General features: G+C 69.4%; 17 protein-coding genes. 8 read left to right on the plus strand and 9 right to left on the minus strand.

The features are described from left to right. Nucleotides 1-53: 53 nt before the first annotated feature. Nucleotides 54-974: a hypothetical protein gene (locus tag E8A74_RS05655; RefSeq protein WP_136927886.1), complete on the plus strand. Its 921-nt coding sequence runs from the start codon at nt 54-56 to the stop codon at nt 972-974. 21 nt (nt 975-995) lie between these two features. Here the strand turns inward: E8A74_RS05655 and E8A74_RS05660 are convergent, their stop codons facing one another. Both E8A74_RS05660 and E8A74_RS05665 read right to left on the minus strand, forming a co-directional pair. Further along, entirely contained in the window at nt 996-1,886 is an 891-nt protein-coding gene (locus E8A74_RS05660) for a lysophospholipid acyltransferase family protein (protein ID WP_136927887.1), read from the minus strand. Between the two features lie 89 nt (nt 1,887-1,975). Next, complete coding sequence (locus E8A74_RS05665; RefSeq protein ID WP_136927888.1) at nt 1,976-2,263, minus strand: hypothetical protein; 288 nt, start codon at nt 2,261-2,263, stop codon at nt 1,976-1,978. Between the two features lie 81 nt (nt 2,264-2,344). Here E8A74_RS05665 and E8A74_RS05670 point away from each other — a divergent pair, with 81 nt between their 5' ends. Beyond that, complete coding sequence (locus E8A74_RS05670) at nt 2,345-3,205, plus strand: ABC transporter ATP-binding protein (RefSeq protein WP_136927889.1); 861 nt, start codon at nt 2,345-2,347, stop codon at nt 3,203-3,205. On the opposite strand, the gene E8A74_RS05675 is transcribed toward E8A74_RS05670, so the two are convergent. The 3 genes from E8A74_RS05675 to rpsB form a co-directional block, all read right to left on the minus strand. Continuing rightward, the gene (locus tag E8A74_RS05675) at nt 3,202-4,137 is read right to left on the minus strand and encodes a polysaccharide deacetylase family protein (RefSeq protein WP_136927890.1); all 936 of its coding nucleotides are present in this window, start codon (nt 4,135-4,137) and stop codon (nt 3,202-3,204) included. The two genes, E8A74_RS05670 and E8A74_RS05675, sit on opposite strands and share 4 nt — an antisense overlap. Continuing rightward, the gene (gene tsf / locus E8A74_RS05680) at nt 4,130-5,068 is read right to left on the minus strand and encodes a translation elongation factor Ts (RefSeq protein WP_136927891.1); all 939 of its coding nucleotides are present in this window, start codon (nt 5,066-5,068) and stop codon (nt 4,130-4,132) included. Before tsf ends, E8A74_RS05675 begins: the two co-directional genes overlap by 8 nt. 223 nt (nt 5,069-5,291) lie before the next feature. Beyond that, entirely contained in the window at nt 5,292-6,197 is a 906-nt protein-coding gene (gene rpsB, locus E8A74_RS05685) for a 30S ribosomal protein S2 (protein ID WP_136927892.1), read from the minus strand. 316 nt (nt 6,198-6,513) lie between these two features. Here rpsB and E8A74_RS05690 point away from each other — a divergent pair, with 316 nt between their 5' ends. The 5 genes from E8A74_RS05690 to E8A74_RS05710 all read left to right on the plus strand — a co-directional run bounded on the left by E8A74_RS05690 (nt 6,514) and on the right by E8A74_RS05710 (nt 13,160). After that, a complete protein-coding gene (locus E8A74_RS05690; protein ID WP_136927893.1) occupies nt 6,514-7,953 on the plus strand; it encodes a DUF7125 family protein in 1,440 nt (479 codons plus the stop codon). Further along, nucleotides 7,950-8,333 carry a response regulator gene (locus E8A74_RS05695; RefSeq protein WP_136927894.1) on the plus strand — a complete coding sequence of 128 codons (384 nt, stop codon included), beginning with the start codon at nt 7,950-7,952 and terminating at the stop codon, nt 8,331-8,333. The genes E8A74_RS05690 and E8A74_RS05695 overlap by 4 nt, the downstream gene beginning before the upstream one ends. Before the next feature lie 90 nt (nt 8,334-8,423). Then, entirely contained in the window at nt 8,424-8,855 is a 432-nt protein-coding gene (locus E8A74_RS05700; RefSeq protein ID WP_136927895.1) for a PilZ domain-containing protein, read from the plus strand. A gap of 170 nt (nt 8,856-9,025) precedes the next feature. Next, a complete protein-coding gene (locus E8A74_RS05705; RefSeq protein WP_232379392.1) occupies nt 9,026-11,134 on the plus strand; it encodes an IPT/TIG domain-containing protein in 2,109 nt (702 codons plus the stop codon). Between the two features lie 19 nt (nt 11,135-11,153). Then, nucleotides 11,154-13,160, plus strand: a complete 2,007-nt coding sequence (locus tag E8A74_RS05710; protein ID WP_136927897.1) for an IgGFc-binding protein — start codon at nt 11,154-11,156, stop codon at nt 13,158-13,160. Between the two features lie 62 nt (nt 13,161-13,222). Here the strand turns inward: E8A74_RS05710 and eutB are convergent, their stop codons facing one another. Next, a complete protein-coding gene (gene eutB, locus E8A74_RS05715; RefSeq protein WP_136927898.1) occupies nt 13,223-15,541 on the minus strand; it encodes an ethanolamine ammonia-lyase subunit EutB in 2,319 nt (772 codons plus the stop codon). 304 nt (nt 15,542-15,845) lie between these two features. Here eutB and E8A74_RS05720 point away from each other — a divergent pair, with 304 nt between their 5' ends. Next, nucleotides 15,846-16,883, plus strand: coding sequence for a hypothetical protein (locus tag E8A74_RS05720; RefSeq protein ID WP_136927899.1), 1,038 nt, complete (start codon nt 15,846-15,848; stop codon nt 16,881-16,883). Here E8A74_RS05720 and E8A74_RS05725 read toward each other — a convergent pair whose 3' ends face one another. From E8A74_RS05725 to E8A74_RS05735, 3 genes are all read right to left on the minus strand, one after another. Then, nucleotides 16,884-18,284: a glycoside hydrolase family 5 protein gene (locus tag E8A74_RS05725; protein ID WP_136927900.1), complete on the minus strand. Its 1,401-nt coding sequence runs from the start codon at nt 18,282-18,284 to the stop codon at nt 16,884-16,886. A 50-nt stretch (nt 18,285-18,334) separates the two neighbouring features. Beyond that, nucleotides 18,335-18,658, minus strand: a complete 324-nt coding sequence (locus E8A74_RS05730; protein WP_136927901.1) for a hypothetical protein — start codon at nt 18,656-18,658, stop codon at nt 18,335-18,337. 525 nt (nt 18,659-19,183) lie between these two features. Further along, nucleotides 19,184-21,646, minus strand: a complete 2,463-nt coding sequence (locus E8A74_RS05735) for a polyamine aminopropyltransferase (protein WP_136927902.1) — start codon at nt 21,644-21,646, stop codon at nt 19,184-19,186. Nucleotides 21,647-21,679: the final 33 nt, after the last annotated feature.

Raw genomic sequence — 21,679 nt, forward strand, 5'->3', positions numbered from 1 at the left:
CGCCCGCCCGAGGCCCCTCGCTTCAATCCCGGAAAGCGCGTATGGCTTGGAACTTGCTCCCTTTCGCCCTCGCCATGCGCAAGACGATGCTCTGCTCGACCGCGGCGCTCGCCTGGTTCCTCACCGCCGGGACGGCCTCGGCCCAGGCGCCGCCCCCGACGCTCGAACCGCTTCCGCCCGGAGCGCCCCTCCCGCCCCACATCGTCCAGCACCCCGACGGCCGCACGACCGTCACCCGCACCCCCGAGGAAGGCGTCGACGTTCACGCGCAGACGAGCGCCGGCACAGTCCACGCCTACGAATGCGGCCGCGTCGACGTCGATCCGCGCGCCCCTGCATCCGCGTCCGCGCACGGCGCGTGCCCCCTCCCCCACGCGCTACCGTACCCCTACCCCTCGGCGCCTCCGCCCGCCTACGCCTACCCGCCCCCGCCTCCACCGATCGCGCCGCGCAAGCCCAAACCTCGGTACGCCCCGGATCCGGCCCGCCGCGGCGCGCTCATCGCGTCGAGCATCATCTTCGGCCTCGGCACGGTCACGACCGGCGCCGCGTACCTCATCTCCCTCGGCGCGAGCGCGGCCTGCGGCGCCACGGAGGCCTGCAGCGTCGAGCCTTCGAAGTCCGCGCTGTACGCGATGGGCGCGATCCTGACGATCACGCCGAGCGTCCCGCGCTTCGTCGTAGGCGACTGGGGCAAGGGGCTGCTCTACACCGCGCTTCGGGGCGGCTCGTTCGCAGCGGGCACGATGATCGATTGGGACGACCCGACCCGCCTCGTCCCCCTCACGTTCGCGTTCCTCGTGCCGCTCACGCTCGGCATCGTGGACCTGGCGACGACACCCCACCGCGAGCAGCTCGAAGCCAAGAAACAACAAGCCGCGAGCAGCTTCGAGCTTCGCGGCCTCGGCCCGACCGTCGCGTACGATCTCCGCGGCAACACGATCCCGGCCCTCGGCGCGATCGGCACGTTCTGACGCTGCCGCCCGCCGTTCTGCTCAGGACCGCTTCTTCTCCCTCGACAACCCCTTCCACCGCCGGTGCAACCACAACCATTGCGCCGGGTACGTCTCGACAAACGATGCGAGCGCGTCCGTGATCCGCGCCGCGACATGCACCACGTCGGTCCGCGTGGCGAGCGCCTCGGGCTCGATCAGGTCGAAGGCGTCGAGCTCGTGCAAGCCATCGTCGCGGCGGCGACCGAAAGCGACGACGATCGGCGCACGCGCGCGTGACGCCATCAGCACCGGCGCGAGATCACACCACGCAGGCGCTCCGAGGAACGGGAGTTGCGCGACGCCGGCAGCACGCTCGGGCGCTTGATCGATCATCATCGCGACGACGTCGCCACCGGCGAGCGCTCCCCGCACGCGGGCCGTGGCACCGCGGGCGTCGACGAGAAGGACACCTCGTTCGGCGCGCAGGTGTTGCCAGGTGCGATCGAGCGCGCGCCAGGACAAACGCTTCGTGAGGACGTGCAAGGCCGGCGCGCGCCCCGACGGACCCACGTGCTCCCGAAGCCACGCCGCCGCCGCACACGCCGAGAGATCCCAGTTGCCCGTGTGCGCCGTCGCGACCACGACACCACGCCCACGCGCGAGCGCGCGCGCGAAAAACTCCGCGGCGCGCGGCGATACCACGAGCTTCGATGCGAGCGGCGCCTTCGGCCTCCCTGCGGTCCAGAGGAGCTCGAGCAGGCCTGCGCCGAGCGAGCCGTACATCGCCGCCGCCACGCGCCTCGGCGCCGGCACGCCTGCGCGCGCCATCGCGGACTCGACATGACGTCGCCGCACACGCAATAACCCGCCCACGAACGCGCCCAGCGCCGCGCCGAACGAGCGCAGCGCGTGGTACGGCAGGAGCCCCACGAGGCGCGCCACGAGCCACATCCACAGCGGTCCTCGTGGACGCTGCGGGACGGCCTCGGGCGCGCCTCCTGCGCGAGCGCCGAGCGTCTCGGCCGCTCGGCCTCGTGCGTTCAACCCAAGAAGCCCGCTTTGCGGCCCGCGGCGAGCTTCGTGCCGCCGTCGACGCTCACCGCGAAGAGGTCCTCGCGCGCCACGAAAAACGACTCGCCCTTGATCGAGCGCGCCCGGATGACGCCATGGGCGATCCGCAGCGACTCCACCTTCGCGATGTTCAGCGAGACGCCGTCGTGCGCGACGTACAGCGTCAGGAGCTGACCTTCTGGCAGGCGGAGCCAACCCTCGGGGTCGGTCGTGACGGAAGCGGTGTCGAGCACGGTACGGAGCATGTCCTCGGTCATGCGGCACATTTCCCGCCGTAAGCCCCACGCGTCAAGCGCGAGGGCCCCTCGGACGAGACCGCGTGGTAGCCTCCACGCGCGATGTCCGCCGGAGGCACGAGCCAAGCACCCCGGATCCCGCCGGAGGATCACGTCTTCGTCGACAACGTGAAGAAATCGTTCGGGACGACGCAGGTCCTGAAGGGCGTGACGATGCACCTCCGCCGCAAGGAGACGGCGGTGATCATCGGCGGCTCGGGCGCGGGCAAGACGACGCTGCTGCGGCTCCTCATCGGCCTGGAAAAACCCACGAGTGGGCACATCTGGGTCGACGGCGAGGACATCGGCCCGCTCGGCGAGCGTCAGATGAACCGCGTGCGGCAGAAGTTCGGCATGGTGTTCCAGTACGCCGCGCTGCTCGACTCGCTGAACATCTTCGACAACGTCGCGTTCCCCTTGCGGGAGCACCGCAAGCAGATGTCGGAGAAGGACATCCGCGACAAGGTCGTGGGCATGCTGAACCTGCTCGGGCTCGAGAACAAAGAGCAGCGCATGCCGAGCGAACTCTCGGGCGGACAGAGGAAACGCGTGGGCCTCGCGCGCGCGCTCATGCTGGAGCCGAAGATCCTGATCTACGACGAGCCCACGAGCGGCCTCGATCCGCAGACGAGCCGCATGGTCGACGATCTCATCGAGGAGACGCGCGACCGGTTCGGCGTGACGAGTGTGGTGATCTCCCATGACATGGCGAGCACGTTCCGCATCGCGCACCAGGCGTTCCTCGTGATCCAGGGTCAGGTCGTCGCCTCGGGCACGCCCGACGAACTCGCGTACGGCGAGAGCGAGATCGCGCGTGAGTTCATCGCCGCCTCCGGCATCGCACCCGAGCGCATCTCGCGCGTCGAGAGCCTGAAGCAAGCTGCGGAGGGAGGAGCCGCCGTGCGGTACCACCCGTCGAGCTAAGGAACTTCGTTCGCTGCTTCTTCGAGCGTGACGAACCGCGCGCCACGCTTCGCGAGCACGTCGAGGGCCGCGGAGAGCGCGTCGAGCCTTCGTGCGAACGGGATCCGGAGCTCGCGCTGGTGCGGGACGAGGTGCGCGAGGCCGTCGTCTGCGTCGAGGAAATCGATGCCGTGAAGCTCGAGGTTCACGAGCGGCTCGCCCGCGCAGGGAGCGGCGAGCAGGCGCGCGACACGAGGCCCAGCGAGGGCGATCGAAGTGCCGATGAAGGGCAGGCGCAGCCCGGGCGTGACCTGGATCGGGAGCTCGACGAGGGCGCGGTTTCCCGGGCGGAACAAGGGTTTGCCCGGGCGATACGGGCGTATCGGCGCGGCGAGCACGCGCGGGGTGTCGAGCACCGAGGCGCTCGTGCGGCCGACGAGGCGCATCGCGCCCATCACGAGCGCCTTCGCGCCGTAGTACGCGGGGCACGGGAACACCGACGAATCGAAGCGCAAACCGAGCGCCTCGAGCGCGTCGAGCACGTCGTCGGTCACGGTGTACCCGGGCGCGCGGAAACCCACGGGGCGACGGCCCGTGGCGCGCTCGATCGCGTCCTGCCCGGCTGCGATGTCGCGCTGGATCTCCTCGGGCGAGCCGCGCGTGAGATCGTACCGGTGCGAGAACGAGTGGTTCTCGACGACGTGCCCACGCGCCGCGAGCGCCGCGAGCTTGGCCGCGCTCGCGGGCCTAGCGAGATCCGCGCCGATGGCGAAGAGGGTCAGGGGGAGATCGTGCGCCCGCGCGAAGTCCGCCATGCGGGCGAGGGCGATGTCGTAGACGGCGTGACGGGCCACGGCCTCGTCCGCGAGCGGAGCGAGGCCGTGGATGTGGTGGTAGTGCGAGATCCCGTCGAGATCGACGGAGACGGCGCCGAGGAGCGCCCTCTCAGCCACCGGCCATCTTCGCAACTTCCGATGCGAAGTCGGGGCCCTGCGGCTTCTCGATGCCCTCGCCGCGCTCGAAGCGGACGAAGCGCACGATCTTCACGGTGCCGCCCGCGGCCTTCTCGGCGGCCTGGCGGAGCTTGTCGATCGTCTGGCCAGGGACCACGACCGACTCCTGCTCGGTCAGCGTGACCTCGCTGAACCACTTGTTGAACTTGCCCTCGATGATCTTGGGCCACGCGCTCTCGGGCTTCGGCTTCGGGTCCTCGCGGAGCTGCCCCTCGAAGATCTCCTTCTGCTTGGCCTTCGCGTCGTCGCCGATGTCCTCGCGGACGAGCGCGACCGGGTTCATCGCCGCGATCTGCATCGCCGTCTCGTCGGCGAACTTCACGACCTCGGCGTGCTGCGCAATCGCGTCGCTCTCGGTCTCGAGCGCGAGCACGACGCCGATCTTGCCGCCGAGGTGCACGTACGCGTGCGAAAGGCCCGACTTGCCGGCGGGGACCTCAGCGCGATCCCAGCGGCGAATGTCGATCTTCTCGCCGATGCGCGCCGTGAGGTCGACGATCACGTCGCTCACCTTCTTGCCGTTGAGCTCGCTGCTCTTGAGGTCGGCGCCGAGGGGCGCGGCCGCGGCGAGCGCGAGCACGTCGCCGACGAAGTTTTTGAACTCGTCGCTGCGCGCGGAGAAGTCCGTCTGGATGTTGACCTCGACGAGCGTGGCGGCGCGCTTGTCCTGCGAGACGGAGGCGCGGACTTCGCCCTCGCTGGCGACGGCGCCGGCCCGCTTGGCGCTCTTCGCGAGGCCCTTCTTCAGGATGATCTCGACGGCCTTTTCCATGTCGCCCTCGGCCTCGACGAGGGCGTTCTTGCAGTCGCTCATGCCCGCCTGCGTACGCTCGCGGAGCTCCTTGATCGCCTGCGGATTGATGCCGGCCATGGCTCGTATTCCTCCGGAAAATGTATCGTTCGTGTTGGGGAAATCTTCAGAGGTTCGGGCGCCGGCTCGGCTCGTCCGAGCGGAGCCCCGAACGTGGACAGGATGCTCTCAGGGGTCCCCGGGGGCCGATGGTGGCAGGAAGGGCGCCACCCCGAGCGAGGGGTGAAACCTCGAGCTCGAAAGGGAGCGCCCTCCCGTCACGCTCGCCCGGCCGGGCGCGTGATCACTGCTGGGGCTGATCGCCGCCGCCGCCGCGACCGCCACGGCCGCCGCGACCGCCGCGGCCGCCCTGGTACACGTTGATCTCGTCGCGACGGCCGCCGCCCTGCTGCGGGCCGCCCTGCTGCGGACGCTCGCGATCCTGCTCGCGCTCCACGTCCTTGCGGCGCTGCGAGCCCTCGAGCGCGGCGTCGGCGATGCGGGCCGTGATCAGCCGGATCGACCGGATCGCGTCGTCGTTGCCCGGGATCACGTAGTCGATGAGGTCCGGGTCGCAGTTCGTGTCCGTGATCGCGATGACCTGGACGCCGAGCTTGCGCGCCTCGTTCACCGCGATCGACTCCTGGTGCGGATCGATCACGAAAATCGCCGCCGGCACCCCGCCCATGCCCTTCAGGCCGCCGAGGTACTTCTCCAGGCGATCGCGCTCTTTCTCCATCCGCGCGACCTCCTTCTTGACGAACTGCTCGTACGTCCCGTCCTCCTTCATGCGCTCGAGCGTGCGGAGGCGGTCGAGGCCCTGCTTGATCGTGCGGAAGTTCGTCAGCGTGCCGCCGAGCCAGCGGTTCGTGACGAAGTACATCCCGGAGCGGCGGGCCTCTTCCTGGACGATGTCCTGGGCCTGGCGCTTCGTCCCGACGAACAGGATGCTGCCGCCGCGGCCGACCGCGTCGACGACGAAGTCGTACGCGCGCTTGAAGAGGCGCACCGTCTGGTCGAGATCGACGATGTGAATGCCGTTGCGCGCGCCGTAAATGAACGGGCGCATCTTCGGGTTCCAGCGCTTCGTCTGGTGGCCGAAGTGCACGCCCGCGTCGAGCAGCGAGCGGAGGGGCAGCGGGAACTCGCCGGGGCCGGGGGGCACGAACGTGCCGGCGGACTCGGCAGTGGACATCGAAACGTCAGTCATGGCACGGATTCCTTACTCGGGTTCGGTTGGACCTCCGCTCCCCATCCTGCGGACAACCCCCCGGGATCAACGGATCCTTGGGAGCACCGGCCGCAGGTCCCACCTCATGGGGCGTGTGCCGGGGGAGCGTGTGGAGTCCGTTTGCCGTTGCAAATGCGGGGGCAAACGGGGGCGCGCATCCTGCCCCGCGAGTTGGGGCTTGTCAACGGAAGGAACGGGCCTTTCGTTCGGTTCCTCGCGGTGAACCTCCTCACGCGCTATCCCTACGGGAGAACCTGCGACGGCGGACGGACCATCGGCATCCCAGGGGCACGCCATGAAACAGGATGACGCCGAGCGACCCAGCCTCGACCGGATTCCCACAGGGATCACGGGTCTCGACACCGTCCTCGGCGGAGGCTTCCTGGCCGGCAGCGTCCACCTCGTCGTGGGCCCGCCCGGCAGCGGCAAGACGATCCTCGCCAACCAGATCACCTTCCGCCGCGCCGCGACGGGCCAGACGGCCGTGTACGTCACGCTGCTCGCGGAGGCGCACGCCCGCATGCTCGCGCATCTCGCGGCGTTCGAGTTCTTCGACCCGACCTTCGTGCCGCACCGGATCGTCTACATGAGCGGGTACGGCGTGCTCGAACAGAGCGGCCTCGACGGCCTGCTCGAGCTGCTCGGCCGTACGATCCGGGAGCACGGCGCGGTGTTCCTCGTGCTCGACGGGCTCGGCACGGCGGAGGAGTTCGCCCCGACGACGAGCGTGTTCAAGCGGTTCTTGTTGACGCTCTCGACCTCGGCGAGCTTGACCGGCTGCACGATGCTCCTGCTCGCCACGCAGCGCGCCTCGGACATGCCACGGCCCGAACAAGCGACGGTGGACGGGCTCATCACGCTGGACAAGCGCCGCATCGGCGCGCGCTCGGAGCGCGAGCTCGTGGTCGAGAAGATGCGGGCCACGAAGTACGCGCTCGGCGCGCACGCGATCGACATCGACGAGAAGGGCATCCACGTCTACCCGCGGCTCGAAGCCTGGCCCTTCCAGCCGCCCTCCTCGGCGCCCCCGCGCGGGCGGATCGGCTTCGGCGTGCCGGGGCTCGACACGATGCTCGGCGGAGGCGTCCTCGCCGGTTCGTCCACGGTGCTCGTCGGAGCGCCCGGGACGGGCAAGACGCTGCTCGGGATGAGCTTTCTCCTCGAAGGCATCCGTCGCGGCGAGCGCGGGATTTACCTGGGTTTCGGCGAGGCGCCCGCGCGGATCGTCCAGGCGGCGAGAGGCGTCGGGCTCGACGCCCAGGGCGCGCTCGATCGCTCCGAGCTGACGATGCTATGGTACCCTCCCACCGAGGGTACGGCGGACGCGGTTGCGTGGCGCCTGCTCGAGGAGGCCAGCGAGGAGGGGCAGAAGCGCGTGTTCATCGACGAGCTCCGCGGCTTCCGCAATATGGTGACGGACGTCGAGCGACTCGATCGCTTCCATGCAGCGTTGTGGGCCGCGCTCGCGAGGCGCGGGGCGACCACGCTGCTCGCGGAGACGATCTCCACGTGGGAGCGCGCGCCGAGCACGATCTCGCTGCCGCAGGCCGCGTTCGTGGACAATGTCATCGTCCTCGAGGAGGAAGAAAAAGGGCGGCGGCTGCGCAGGTACGTCGCGACCCGCAAGGTCGCGGGCGGGAAGCACGATCCCTCCTCGCGGAGGCTCCGGATTTCGAGCCAGGGCATCGAGGTGGAGCGGCCGAACGCGCGAGGGCGCCTCCGGGGGAGCGCGTGAAGACGATCCTCGTCGTGGACGACGAACTCGACATCGTCGACGTGCTGAGCGATCTCCTCACCGCGGAAGGCTACCGCGTGATCACGGCGTCGAACGGGCGCGAGGGGCTCACGCGTATCGCCGAATCGCGGCCCGACCTCGTGCTGCTCGATCGGATGATGCCCGTCGTCGACGGGGCCGAGATGCTGCGGCTCATGCGCGAAGACGCGTCGCTCGGCGGCATCCCGGTCGTGATGATGAGCGCGGCGGAGGGGCGGAGGCTCTCGCAGGAGCTCGGATGCGCGGCGTTCCTCAAGAAGCCGTTCGACCTCGGGACGCTGCTCGACACGGTCGCGCGCCTCGCTGGTAGGGGCGATCGCGAAGAGGTCGCGCGGAGCTAGGCGACGCCAAAAAGCCTGGGGCGTTCGGCCTTGTCACGAGCGGCGCTCCCGCGGGAAGATGGCTCCCCGAGCGCGCGCCGAGGAACGTCCATGAGCAACCAAGATCGTGAAGAAGAAGCACCGCTTTCCGAAGGCCCCGTATCGGGCCCAGCATCGGACCGCCGCACCGCGTTGCGACACATGGCCGTCTTCCCCGCGCACGTCGACACGGGCAACGGGACCAAGCGCACCGCCGTGATCCGGGATCTGAGCGTCTCGGGCGCCCTCCTGCTCACCCGCGCGCGCGTGAAAATCGGCGACGAGGTCACGCTCTCGCTGTACCTCACGGGCGATCCAAACCAGGCCCGCGAGGTGAAGGGCCGCGTCGTGCGGGACGAGCGGCGCAGCGTCGAGGTCTCGGACATCTGGCCGTACGCCGTCGCCATCCACTTCAACGAGCCCTTCGAGGACATCGAGCCGGCCGTAAAGGCGCTCGCCGAGAAGCAAGCGAGCCTCGGCCTCGTCGGTGGCAAGGATCCCTGAGAGGGCGCTCCGCAGCGTATCGCCGGGGTTTCACCCCGGACCCGACCAGGGGCTCTTCGCCCCTGGACCCGAACCAGGGCAAGCCCTGGACCTCGCGTGCATCGACCGCAATGCGGTCGATGCGCAGCCGAACCTCGCCCGTACCTACCCGCATCGCGTACACTCGTGATGTGCGCGATTTCCAAGCCAGCCCGAGAAAATTCGTCCTCCGTGGCTTCCTGCTCCTCGCGCTGACCGCCTCCGCGTGTATCGCCGGCGCGCCCGAGGGCATCCGTCGTCAGACCGACGGCGACGAAGAAGACCCGCTCATCAATTTCGACGGCGGCGTGCCGCCCATCGACGCCGCGCCCGACATCCCGAACGCGGATCCCTACGCCGTCATCGGCGCCGATCCCACGCACGGCCCCTTCACCGGCGGCCAGCGCGTGCTCCTTCGCGGCAACGGCTTCGCAGCGGCGACGCGCGTCTGGTTCGGCGAGGTCGAGGCCGACACGTCCACGATGCTGCCGATCGATCCGACCCGGTTGCAGATCGTCGCGCCCAAGGGCTCCGCCGGCCCGGTCACGCTCACCGTGCAGAAGGGCGACGACGAATCCACGCGCCGCTCGCTCCCCGGCGGATACGCCTACGACGCGCTCTACGCGGCGCCCTCGAGCGGGCCCGTTGCCGGCGGCACGGTCGTCGAAATCGCCGGCGACGGCACGAGCTGGGGGCCCGGCACGGTCGTCAAGATCGGCGGCAAACCCTGCACCACGCAGACCGTCAGCGGACCGACCTCGATCACGTGCACCGTCCCCAAAGGCACGCCCGGCGCGAAGCCCGTCGCGGTCGACGTGGGCGACGGCCAGCCGATCGTCGTGCTCGACGCATACACCTACGAGGACAGCACGAACGGCTTCAAGGGCGGCCTCTCCGGGGCTCTGCTCGCGGGCAAGCTCAAGGTGCTCGTCTACAACAACTTCACGGGGGATCCGATCCCCGGCGCGCACGTGATCGTGGGCAGCGCTCTCCCGTCCGCGCTCGTGAAACAGGTCGATTCGACGGGCGTCACGCTCTTCGACGATCCCTCGCTCTCGGGCCCGCGCACCGTGACCATCGCGGCCAAGTGCCACAGCCCCATCTCGTTCGTCGACGTCCCCGTCGACACCGTCACCGTCTACCTGGATCCCGTCCTCAGCCCTGCTTGTGTGGCCGACGGCGATCCTCCGCCGGTCGGGGGCAAACCCGGCGCGGGCGGCGGCATCCGCGGCGAGCTCGTCTGGACCGGCAACGTCGAGTTCAAGAAATCCCCCTGGATCAACGTACCCGCGCCCGCGCCGGGCGAACGCCAGGCCGCGTACGTCTTCCACGCGACGCAGGATCCGACCGCGTCCTTCCAGCTCCCACACCCCTCGACGGCCATCCTCCCCGATACACCCGGCGAGCTCGGCTACCAGTTCCAGCTCGGCAGCGGCGCCGGCAACCGCGCCCTGTACGCGCTTGCCGGTGTCGAGACCACGAACACCGTCCCGACGAAGTTCACGGCGTACGCGATGGGCATGGTGCAAGGCGTGAGCGTGCAGCCGGGCGTGTTCACCGAGCAGGTCTACATCGTGATGGATCGGTCGCTCGATCAAGCCCTCACGATGAACGTCACGCCGCCCGCGCCAGGGCCGAAGGGTCCGGATCGCGTGCGCGCCACGGTCTCCGTGATGCTCGGCAACGACGGCTACGCGATCCTGCCTGCGGGCGTGAAGACGCCGCTCTTGCCGCTCGCTGGGCCCATCCCCTTCGTCGGCCTGCCTGCGCTCGACGGCTCGTTGTTTGGCGCGACGTACCACTCCACTGCGCGCGCGGTCACGGGCGCGCAGGCCTCGGCGCCGATGTCCGTCGTCGGCCGGCTGCTCTCGACGAGCACCGCCGAGGGCCTCCTCGTGGATGGGTTCGTCGGCGTGCCGACGCTGAACACGCCGGCGAGCGGCGCGGCCTGGGATGGCCGTCACCTCGCGACCACGTTCGGCGCCGGCGGCTCTGCGATCGACCTCTCGGTCTACGACATCGCGAGCGGTGGCGGCCTCATCCGCTGGACCGTCGTCGTGCCCAAGGGCTCGCACGCCGTCGAGGTCCCCGATCTCTCGGGCTTCCCCTTCCCCTCGGGCGGCCTGCCGGGCGGGCCCGTCACGATCGGCGTCTATGGCGCGCGCGTCGAGAAGTTCTCCTACGGCGCGCTCCGCTACCGCGACATCCGGCCGAGCGGCATGAGCGCCTATGCCCTCGACTACTTCAACGTGTTCCTGTGATCGCGACGAGGAGACGCGCATGAACGAGCGATCCAGGCGCTCGAAGAAGCTCGGCCGCGGCGCCCTCGTCGTCTTCGCCACGGCGCTCGTCGCGAGCTGCTTCGACAAATCGACCCGCTGGGAAGAGGTCGAGCCCAAGCCCCCGCCGCCGCCCGCGTGCGTCGTGGGCCTCGAACGATGCACGACCGCGCTCGAGCGCTGCACCGACGACGGCGCGGGCCCTGCGTGGACCCTCGTCGAGGACTGCGCGGCCGAGGGCCTCGTCTGCGCGCCGACCTTGCTCCGCTGCACGGCGTGCCTCCCGAATGCAGGGAGCTGCAAGGGACAAGAGGCCTACCGCTGCAACGCGGATGGCACCGCCGCGACGCTCGTCGACACGTGTGATCCGTCGAAGGGCATCGCGTGCCGCCTCGGAAACTGCGTGGATCTCTGCGGCCGCGCGACCATCGAGAAGAGCAACGTCGGCTGCGAGTACTGGGCGGTCGACCTCGACAACGCGATGATCGACGCGACCAGCAACGCGGCCGCGCAGCAGTTCGCGGTCGTCATCTCGAACCCGCACCCGGACGTCGCCGTCTCCGTGCGGATCGCGCAGGACGACGGCCTGCCGGGCTCCGAAGCTGCGCCCTACGACATCGCGACCGCGGTCATCGCGCCCTTGAACCTCCAGGTCTTCAAGCTCGGCCCGCGCGAGGTCGACGGCAGCCCCGAGGGCGAATACGACACGGGCACGCACACGGCGCTCACGCGGCACGCCTACCGCGTCCGCTCGGATTTCCCCGTCGTCGCGTATCAGTTCAACCCGCTCGAAAACGTCAACGTCTTCTCGAACGACGCGTCGCTCTTGAAGCCCACCGAGGCGCTCTCGTTCGGCGTCGAGGACAGCCTCATCACGTCGTACGTCGTCGTCGGCTGGCCGCAGACGATCGCCGCGACCGACGATCCGGACACGAACTTCAACCCGAACGACCCGACCCACCTCCGCTCGTTCCTCACGGTCGTCGGCACGCAGCCGAACACCACGGTCCGTGTGCATACGAAGACCAAGGTCGTCGGCGGCGGCCCTGTGCCCGAGACGCCGGCGAACGGCACGATCGAAGCGCGCCTCGACGCCTTCGACGTGCTGAACCTGGAGACGGGCGATTTCAACGCCGACTTCACGGGCAGCACCATCGAGTCGACCGGGCCCATTGCGGTCTTCACGGGCGGCGAGGCCTCGGACGCGCCCCATTTCCCGACCCTGGCCTACCGCCGCTGCTGCGCCGATCACCTCGAAGATCAGCTCGATCCGGTCCGCACGGCTGGAAAGTCGTTCGCCATCCCGCACACGCCGAGCCGCACGCGCATGGTCAAACAAGCCGGCGCGCTCATCGACGAGGTCCCCGAGCCCGATTACGTGCGCTTCGTCGCCGCCTCGAAGGCCGGCGCGAAGATCACGACGAGCCTGCCGCCTCCGTACGACGTGATCGACCTCAAGTGGCTCGGCGATTCGGCCGAGGTCACGACCTACCGCCATTTCACGGCCGAGAGCACGGAGCCCATCATCGTGGCGCAGATCATGGGCAGCCAGGACGCCGCGGGCGTGCGACGTGGCCTGCCCGGCGGCGATCCGAGCCTGCTCATCGTCCCCCCGCTCGAGCAGGCCCGACCCGATTACGTCTTCCTCACGCCCGACAAATACGCATTCGATTACGTCTCGATCGTCGTGCCCGCGGGCCAGGGTGTCCTGCTCGACGAGATCCTCATGGGCCCTGATAGCTGCGAGGTCGAGGCGGCCGACGGCCTCACGATCGAGGAGCGCGGCGGCGAGCCGCCTGCGTACCTCGTCTACAACTGCCAGCTCAGCTTCCCCCTCATCGAGGCGCTCGCGAACTTCGTGATCACCCTGCCGGGCAAGCAAAACGACGGCGTCCACCGGGTCGTCGCCGGCGTCCCGGTCCTCGTGACCGTGGGTGGGTTCGATTCGTACGTGAGTTATTCGTACGCGGCGGGCACCGATCTCCGGGCGATCGCGCTGCCGGAGTGATCACGAAGAGGGGCTCGCCTTGACGGACGAGCCCCTCGCGCAACGTCAGGGCAGCACCTCCGTTAGAGGTTCTTGAGCTGCGCCACCACCTGCTTTGCGGACGCGACCGGATCCTTGTCTTTGTACGTCGTGTCGGCGAGGCCGGCGAAGACGCTCGTGATGTCGTGGTCGACCTTGCCCGCCTGGGCCCAGACCTCGACCTTCGGGTTCGTCATGTACACCGAGAACGCGCGGTGCTCGCTGCCCGGCCGCTCGCCGATGATGTGCACGATGGCTCGCCTGCTCTGCGTATCGGCGAGTTTTCCGTAAAGGACCTCGCCCGCGTGATACCCCGCGCGCACGCGCCCCGCCGTGCACACGATGTGCTCGGGCGCGACCTTGTAGCCCGCCTTTTCGAGCTCCGCGCGCAGCGCCGGCAGGAACTTGTCGACGTGGCCCGGATCCGAGATCGAGAAGGCGTTCAGGCCCTCGGAAATCATGATCTGCACGTCGTATTTGCCCGCGTGCGTGTCGCGCAGCGTCTCGAGCTCGCGAACCGCCTCGTCCTTGAGCTGCTCGCCCGTCGGCGGGTGCAGGATGTAATCGTCGCGATCCTTCGCGCCCGTCCAGATCTTCACCGCGCTCGGGATCGTCGCGACAAACGCCGGATCGAGCTCGGCGAGGATGCTCTTCTTGCCGTCGGCCACGAGGTCGCGGATGTACTTGTCGAGCGTGGGGTTCAGATCCCACGGGTTCGCCCCGTGGCCCTCGGCGATGAACACGCCGCGCGCCTTCACGGCGTCGAGCGCGTCGAGCGTCTCCTGCGCATTCATGATCTCGTCCACGGAGCGCATGTCGGCCGGGTCCTTCGCCTTCACGTACTTCGCGTAGACGTACTTCACGTTGCCGAAGTACTGCGTGGGCTTGCCCATGGCGTCGATCACGCCGAGCTCCTGGAAAAATGCCCACATCTTGTCGTCGACCTTGAAGCCGTGCTTCTCGCGGATCCGGACGTGGTCCTGAAACGCGGTCGTCAGGTACGAGAGCATCGGATCGTTCTTCGTGGGCAAACCCATGAGGTAGGCGGGGTTCGCCGGCATGATCTCGTCGATGCACCAGTCGAGATCGTCGAGATCCACCGACATGTGCAGCGTCGAGCAGATGTCCAAGCCGATGGGCAGGCCGTGGAGCTTGCCCATCACGATGTCCTCCAGACAGCAGCGGACGAGCTGCTGCTTCGTGCGGAAGACCTCGGGGCCGATGAAGCCCGCCACGTCGTTCAGGTGCACCCAGGGCGCCTCGGGTTGGCCCGCGGCCTTTTGCGCCTCGGCCACCTTCTTCTTCAGCGCGCGCGCAAAGCCGTACTTGCGCGCCTCGTGCACGACCATGTCGAAGCCCGCGCCGTGGCCGTTCGTCGCGTCCGCGCCCTGGCCCGTCTCGAAGTAGAGCCCGTACTTGCCCGAGCGCGTGGCCGCGTGGTTCAGCATCTTCTCCACGGTCACGTCGAACGTCGCGTTCGCGTCGACCGTGCTGCCGAGGCTCTGGAACCAGAGCGCCGTCGAGAGCGGGAACTGCTTCTCCACCTCGGCCTGCACGTCGATGTGCGCGAGACAGCAATGCGGCAGCGTGTCTTCGAGCTTGAACGTGACGAGCACGTCCTTCAGCACCTCCTCGATGGCGTGCACGCTCGCGACCTCGCTCGACACGGGGTTGTTGCCGAGCACGACGTCGCCGACCGCGAAGGCGAAGCCGTTCATGACCTGCCAGAGGATGTCGTTCGTGTCGTCGGTGGGCGAGTTCGGCTGGATACGCGCGCCCATGTACCCCTTGGCGCCGATGTTCGAGCCCGGCAGCGGGTTGAACACCGTCTGGCCGACCTTGATGAGCTCGTCGTTGCTCATGAGCTTCACGATCATGCCGATGATGTCGCTCGGCAGGCCCACCATGACGGCCTTGATCTCGTCCTCGGTCTTTTCGAGCAAGAACGATTTGAGCTCCGACATCTTCCACGCGCGCACGCCGTCGAGCGCGGTCGCGTCGGTCGCCTTGAGGACGAGGTCATACACCGCGTCTTCGAGCATCGGGCGGTCCACGAGGTCGCCGATCTTCGTGTTCGCAAGGAGCTTGCGCGCGTTCTCGCGCGACGGCTCGTCGGCGGCTGCGATCCCGAGGGCCTCGTCGCCTTCCTTGAAATCGTTCGCGGCGCCGATCACGGCCTTGTAGAACTCGTGGTCGTACTTCTCCTTGACGCGGATCACGTAGGCGATCACGTCCTCGCCTTCCTTGATTTCGGGGATGGATACGCCCGAAGGCGCCGTGGGCGCCCCAGGCGCCGGCGCGATGGGATCGGAGCCACACCCCGCCGCGAACGTCGCGGCGACGCCGCCAAGGAGCCCCATCATGAAGGTGCGACGGCGAAGCGCGAGGCGCGTCGCTGGGGGAAGCGCCGTCGCCGCCACCCGAATCTGCCGAGGTCTACGAGGACGAGTGAGCTCGTTTGTCAGCTTCTTCATGCGATCGTGCTCCCAAGCAACCATCCAAAGAGTGCGTCGCCCGCATAACGGCGAACCGCATCGAGCGGCCCACCACCCGCGGAAGGCACCTTTCGAATAAAGGCACCCCGAATCAATTGTAGGCCGAGCGTCCTCGCTCTGGCAACGCCCCTCGTCATGGATCGGGTATGGTGGTCACCCAATGAGGCACGACATGGCTTACAAGCGGTGGATCGGGAATTTCGTAGGGCTCTTCGCGCTTTTGGGCGGATGCCAGGTCGTTGGCAGCATCGAGCCGGAGCTCGTCCTCGCGTCCGGAGACGAAATTTGCGGCGACGGCGTGGACGACGACGGCGACGGCCTCGCCGATTGCGACGACCCCGATTGTGGCACGACCCTTTGCGTCCCGAACGCTCCGCCCGGCTGGGAAGGCCCGTTCTGGGTCCAGCGCGCGTTCTGGGACGGCGTGTCCGGCCCCTCGTGCCCCGCGGGCATCCCGGGCACCGCCCATTATATGTCCCCCGCGCCCGCGGCCTGCACGCCCTGCGCGTGCAGCGACGTCCAGGGCGGCGCTTGCAACCCGCCGAAATTCCGGTGCTGGCCCTCCAAGAACTGCTCGGGAGATGCCGTCAACACGACGCTCGCCGACGTCGGGCAATGCGATGCGCCCTTCAGCCCGTTCGCCCTTGGCGCCGCGAGCTGCCGCATCATCGGCGCGGGCGCCCTGCAATCGGACGGCGCGTGCACGCCGAGCGGCGGAGAGCTCACGGAGCCGCAGCTCTTTCAGCAGATCGTCTCGGCCTGCGCGCTCGGCGCGGGGCTCGGCTGCGCGGAGGGCTCCACCTGCGCGCCGCCGCTCGAAGCCGGCGCGCGGCTCTGCGTGCGGAGCAGCGGCGCCGGCGTATGCCCGAGCGGCTGGGATGGAGAGACGCTGACGGCCTTTGCGGGCGGGCAGGACGCGCGGACCTGCGGCGCTTGCACGTGCACGCTCGAGGGCGCCGGATGCGAGGACGGCGCTTATCGTGTGTTCGATTCGAACAACTGCAAGGTGCCCGCATCGGGGGCCGACACGGCTCCCCCGATCGACATCACGGGCGACACCTGCGTCGACGTCTCCGCGCTCGCCGATTCCGGCACCTTTTCGATCGAGGCCCTCGAAGCCAGCGTCTACACGGGCGCCTGCACCTCCGCGGGCGGCGCGCCGAGCGGCGCAGTGCTGGTCGAGGACGCGTTCAAATATTGTTGCCGCTAGTCATTCCACACGAAATCGAGGATCCTGCCGGATTTCGCGGATCCGCTCGCGCGCCGCGGGTTCGTCCGGGCCGATGTCGGCCGAATCGCCGCCCGCGCCGATCGAGATACGCCGCCCGCCTTCGAGGTCGAGATCACAGAGCCCCTCGCCCCACAGGATCGCGGCCTCGATCGGGCGCCGCTCGGCGCGGGGTCCGGCCGGGCCGAGCACGACATCGAAGAGCTGGCCGAGGTCGTGCCGGGCGCCGCCCTGGCAAAAACGCGGGGCGCTCCTCGGCACGTGCTGGCCGAGCTCGCCGAGCAGGAAAGGCAAACCGAGGCTCCGCGCGATCGTGAGGTCTTTCTCGAGCTTCCACGTCGCGCGGGCAAACGAGGGGTCGTTCCCCGAAGGCGCGACGGCCGTGTACACGTGCGCCGTCCAGACGAGCCGCGCCCGAAGCGAAGCGGGCAGCGCCTCGATCCACGCGCGCTGGGAGGACACGTAGGCCGCCTCGTGCCCGCGCAGGTCGCCGAGCAGGATCGGGTGCGGCAAACGCTCGCCGAGCAGGCGCAGCGCGGGCTGCACGAATTCGCTCACCCACACGCCCGCCTCGGGGCCGTCCCACGTGCCGCGGGCGACGTTCCGGAAGGTGTCGAGCTCGTTGACGAGCTCGAAGGCCAGGATCGCGCGATCTTCCGCGATGGCGGGCCTCGCCGCGAACGCCTCGATACGATCGGCGAGGGACCCGGCGCCTGCTTGTTTCCAGCCGCCTTCGAGATAAAAACGCTTCGCGAAGAAGGGGCTCTTGGGGTCCTGGTCGTCGAGCGAGCGCGTGCTGTCCGGAGCGCCGTAGCCGGCCTGGTGGTTCTGCAGCGTGACGATGAAACGCAACGGCTGCTCGCGGCGCGCGTTTTCGTCGAGCAGGAGCGCGAGCATATCGGCGGCGTGCTTGATCTCGGTCGACGAGCCGGTTTGCTTCAGCGAACCCCACAGGCGCACGACGGGCGCGCCGCTCCGGGCGACTGCGTCGAGCGCGATGCAGGCGACGCGGCGGCGATCGAGCTCGGTCGGCCCTCCCTCGTAGAGGAGTTTGTCGAGAAGATCGAAGAGGTGTGCCCCGACGAACCGCAGCCGAACGGGCCGGCCGGCAAAGTCCTGTTCGAGGTGGCCGAGCGCTCCAGGTTTGGCAGGGACGACCCGCGCGAACCCGTCCGGGCGCGGCCAGATCCCTGGCGTGTCACGCGTATCGGAGCAGGCCGGATGCGGACGCGAAACCGGAGGTGAAGGCAGGTTCGCGTGCAGATTCGAAGGCGAAGGTGGCGCCGGCGTCGGATGCGTGAGCGGCGCGGGGAGAACCGCGTCGGGGCGAGACGGCGCGTCACATGCGGCGACAATGAAAAAGAATGCCAGGAAAAGACGCATGCGGGACCGAGGAGGCCTCGTACGCTCGACGAGGCTCCTATCCCCCGAAATCACGAAAACAAAGTGGGGAGGAACTGCTGCATTTGCTTGGCCTGCGCCTCGGCGCGGGCACGGCAGGCTTCGAGGCGGGCGCGCAGCGGGCCGTCGGCGTCCCGCGCGCCCCGGCGAAAGACCTCGGCCGCGCGCTCGTGCGTGAGCTTCAGCAAAGGCGCGAGGCTCTTCTGATCGACGCGCATCGGGGTGTCGAGGAGCACGATGCACGCTTCGGCCGCATCCCGCAGATCCGATGCGTCGAGGGCATCCGCGACCGGGAGCAACTCGACGAGCGACTGCCTGAGTGTGTCTCGCCCACCTATGGGAATCGCGCTGGACATGAGGATGCGATCCAGGATAGCGGAGGAATTCGTTTCGGCCATCCGGGGCGTTATTTGTCGCGTCGCAGCATGCACGTCGGCCATCCGCCACCCTTCGAAGCGCCAAGATCGTGCCGCAGCAGATGCAACCGGGACGTGCGATTTCGACGAGACCGGCACTCCGAGGGTCCCTGGGCCCGGGTGTCCCGACAAACGTAAAACGAGCGAGAGGCGCGATCGGCGCGCCCCTCGCTCGCGAGAGCAGCAGCGTCCCCCCCGAGCCGCTGCCTGCTCTCCTGCCCGATCCTACCCCGCGCCCGCCAAAAATCCCCACGTCCGGAGAGCAATCCCCTGTGGGGATGTCGGTTTTCGGGCAGACGCAAATCCCTAGAGCGCCGAACGGTTCGGCGCTCTGCGAGATCGCGAAGCGAGCTCGCCTCGGGGGGTGAATCGACCGGGCTTTGCCCGGGCGAGAGGGGGATGCGAGGCGTCCCCCTCGGGACAAAAGAGCTAGAACATCGAGCGGTCGTCAAACCGATCGATGTTCTAGCTGGAATGGGCCGAGGCGCCCTGGGGCAGATCGAGCTCCGGCACGGTCGGGCGTTCGCTGATGGGCGTGACGCGATCCCCCGGCAACGGCTCAGGGCGAGGCGCAGCGAGCCGGGTCGGCCGCCGCGCCGCAGGGACGAGCACAGCGGCGAGGAGCACGGAGGCCCCGCCGCAGAGCACGGCGGCGCTGTAGCCGAGGCGGAGCGCGAGCAAGGCGCCACCAAAGAGCGCGCATGCGGCGAAGGATCCGGCGACGGCCATCGAGAGGGGCAACGCGCGATCGGCAAGCGAAGACGCGATCCGCGCGCCGAGCGCGAGGAGCGCGCCGAGGCCCAGGCCGATCACGCCGAGGATCACGGCCGCGACGCCGAGCCGCGCCGGCAGCGTGAGCCCGAGGGCCAACCCGAGCGCCGCATCGAGCCCCATCGCGAGGGGCGCGAGGACAAACACGAGGGCGAGCGACCAGCGCTGCGCGGCGCCACGCGCGGCCACGTCCCAAGGCCGATGCCCACGCCCGAAGCCCAGGCCGAGCGCGAGCAAAAAGACGAGCGGCAGCACGAGCGCCACGAGATCGGCCCGGCCCACGACCACGCCGAGCCGCGGAAGGAGCGCCCCGCCGATGAGCGAGACCCCCGCCGCGGAGAAGCCGAGCGCGAGCGCCGCGCGCAGGATCGATCCACGCGAAGCGCCGTCGAGCGTCCGCCGCGCCGCGACGAGCGGCCCGAGCAGCGCGACGAACGCCGCGAGCGCGGTCACCCCGAGGCCGGCGGCGATCGTCAAGAACCCCCGCTGGTTCTCCTTCAGCCCGCGCACGTCGAGCAGCGTCTTCTTCAGCTCGCCCGGCGCGACCGTGGAGAACCAGAAGGGACGATCGTCCGTCGGCGGCCGGAGATCCGTGCCTTGCCGCGCCGAGAGCTCGGCCGGATCGGCGCCCTCGACGAGCAAACGACGGAGGTTTCCTCTGGGCGCCTCCGCCATGAGCAGCTCGGCGAACTTGTGCCGCCGGCAGTGCGACCGGAGGTTCGTGAGTTCCTCGGCGCCGAGCGGCGTGCGCTTGAGGAGCAGCGTGGTGATCCTGTCCTTCGTGCAGCCGAAGAGGTGCGTCGCAGGCGCCTGGGCCCCCGCTTCACGCAGCGCGCGTGTCGCGAGCGCGACGAGCCGATCCGCCTCCACCTCGGGCCGCGAGAGCGTCACGGTGCCCTCGGGAACGACCGCGAGCAGCAGATCCCGCACGGCCTGCGTCGTGAAGAGCGGGCTCGGCGTGGCTGCGACGGCGCCGACCGGCGAAGGCGCGAAGGCGTCGAAGTACCCGACGACGATGCTGCGATAAGGCACGGGCGGGCGCCGGACGTACCCGCGCGGCCCCTCGACCGTGAGCCGGATCTCGGGTTTGTCGTAGAGCTCCCCGCTCCACGCGCGCGACTCGCCACGCATGATTTCGTGCACGAGGGCGGGGTCCGGCTCGACCGCGTAAATCTCTTTCTGGTTCTGCCGGAGCGCGGACCGCAGCTCACGTCCGCCGGCCGATCCCACGACGAGCACGGGCCCCTTGTCCTTGTGCAGGACGTAGCCGAGCTCGTCCGGCGAGGCCGGGGGCATCTGCTTCCCGTCGTAGATCTGCGTGCCCATCGTGCCGTCCGCGCGCAACCACACGGCGCCCGCCGCGGGTTTGTCCACGGTGAGCAGGGCGCGGTTCGTCCAGCGCTGGAAGGAGACACGCTCGATCTGGATCCACCGAATGGCCGCGAGCTTGAGGTACGGCGCGCCGATCTCGCCCGCGAGCAGCACCGAGCAGCCGAGCACGAACGTCGTGACGATCCCGAGGTGGACCCGCGGCCGCTCCGCTTCGCCGGACGAACCCTCGCCTTCGGCCACGGGGACCTCACGCCGCGCAGCGACCGCAAAAAGCGCCGCCGCGAGGCTCGCCGCGATGGCCGAGCCGAGCCCCACCCGCGCAGGCCCGAAGCGCAGGACGAACGCCGCCGCGACGACGCCACACGCCGCGACGAGGAGCCCGCTCTTGCCGACGTCGGCCACGCGCCGCCGCGCCACGCCGAGGGCGCCCGCAAGCGTCACGCCCGCGAGCACGAAGGGCAGGAGCGAAGTGCCGAGGAAGATCGCGAGCTGGCCGAGCGCCGCGCGATCGAACGTGTCGACCGAACGAGCGCGCACCCCAACCACGACCGAGATGGCCATCGCGCCCGCGGAGAGCGCGGCGAAATGCGCGACCGGCGCCACGCTGCGTGGCGGCTTGCCGATGCCCCGCACGACCCCGCCGAACCACGCGCCGACGCCGAGCCCGAGCGGCAGGAGCGCGGTCCACACGAGCTCGAAGTGAGGCCCGAGCAAGGCGGAGAACATCCGCACGAGCGCGATCGAGAGCACCACGAACGCGGCGAGGTAAAGCGCGATTCCCCCGGCGAGGGCCCTCGACTGGCTGACCGACATTGCGAGGGACATCGTCTAGCACGGGTCGAAGCACGTTGACCCGCC

This window comes from Polyangium fumosum, from assembly GCF_005144585.1.
In the GTDB taxonomy this organism is placed as follows: Bacteria; Myxococcota_A; Polyangia; order Polyangiales; family Polyangiaceae; genus Polyangium; species Polyangium fumosum.

Coding starts and splice junctions, on each gene's coding strand:
- E8A74_RS05660 (WP_136927887.1), bottom strand. CDS start 1,886: ATGTGGCTCGTGGCGCGCCTCGTGGGGCTCCTGCCGTACCACGCGCTG.
- E8A74_RS05665 (WP_136927888.1), bottom strand. CDS start 2,263: ATGACCGAGGACATGCTCCGTACCGTGCTCGACACCGCTTCCGTCACG.
- E8A74_RS05670 (WP_136927889.1), top strand. CDS start 2,345: ATGTCCGCCGGAGGCACGAGCCAAGCACCCCGGATCCCGCCGGAGGAT.
- tsf (WP_136927891.1), bottom strand. CDS start 5,068: ATGGCCGGCATCAATCCGCAGGCGATCAAGGAGCTCCGCGAGCGTACG.
- rpsB (WP_136927892.1), bottom strand. CDS start 6,197: ATGACTGACGTTTCGATGTCCACTGCCGAGTCCGCCGGCACGTTCGTG.
- E8A74_RS05690 (WP_136927893.1), top strand. CDS start 6,514: ATGAAACAGGATGACGCCGAGCGACCCAGCCTCGACCGGATTCCCACA.
- E8A74_RS05700 (WP_136927895.1), top strand. CDS start 8,424: ATGAGCAACCAAGATCGTGAAGAAGAAGCACCGCTTTCCGAAGGCCCC.
- E8A74_RS05710 (WP_136927897.1), top strand. CDS start 11,154: ATGAACGAGCGATCCAGGCGCTCGAAGAAGCTCGGCCGCGGCGCCCTC.
- eutB (WP_136927898.1), bottom strand. CDS start 15,541: ATGATGGGGCTCCTTGGCGGCGTCGCCGCGACGTTCGCGGCGGGGTGT.
- E8A74_RS05720 (WP_136927899.1), top strand. CDS start 15,846: ATGGCTTACAAGCGGTGGATCGGGAATTTCGTAGGGCTCTTCGCGCTT.
- E8A74_RS05725 (WP_136927900.1), bottom strand. CDS start 18,284: ATGCGTCTTTTCCTGGCATTCTTTTTCATTGTCGCCGCATGTGACGCG.
- E8A74_RS05730 (WP_136927901.1), bottom strand. CDS start 18,658: ATGTCCAGCGCGATTCCCATAGGTGGGCGAGACACACTCAGGCAGTCG.
- E8A74_RS05735 (WP_136927902.1), bottom strand. CDS start 21,646: ATGTCCCTCGCAATGTCGGTCAGCCAGTCGAGGGCCCTCGCCGGGGGA.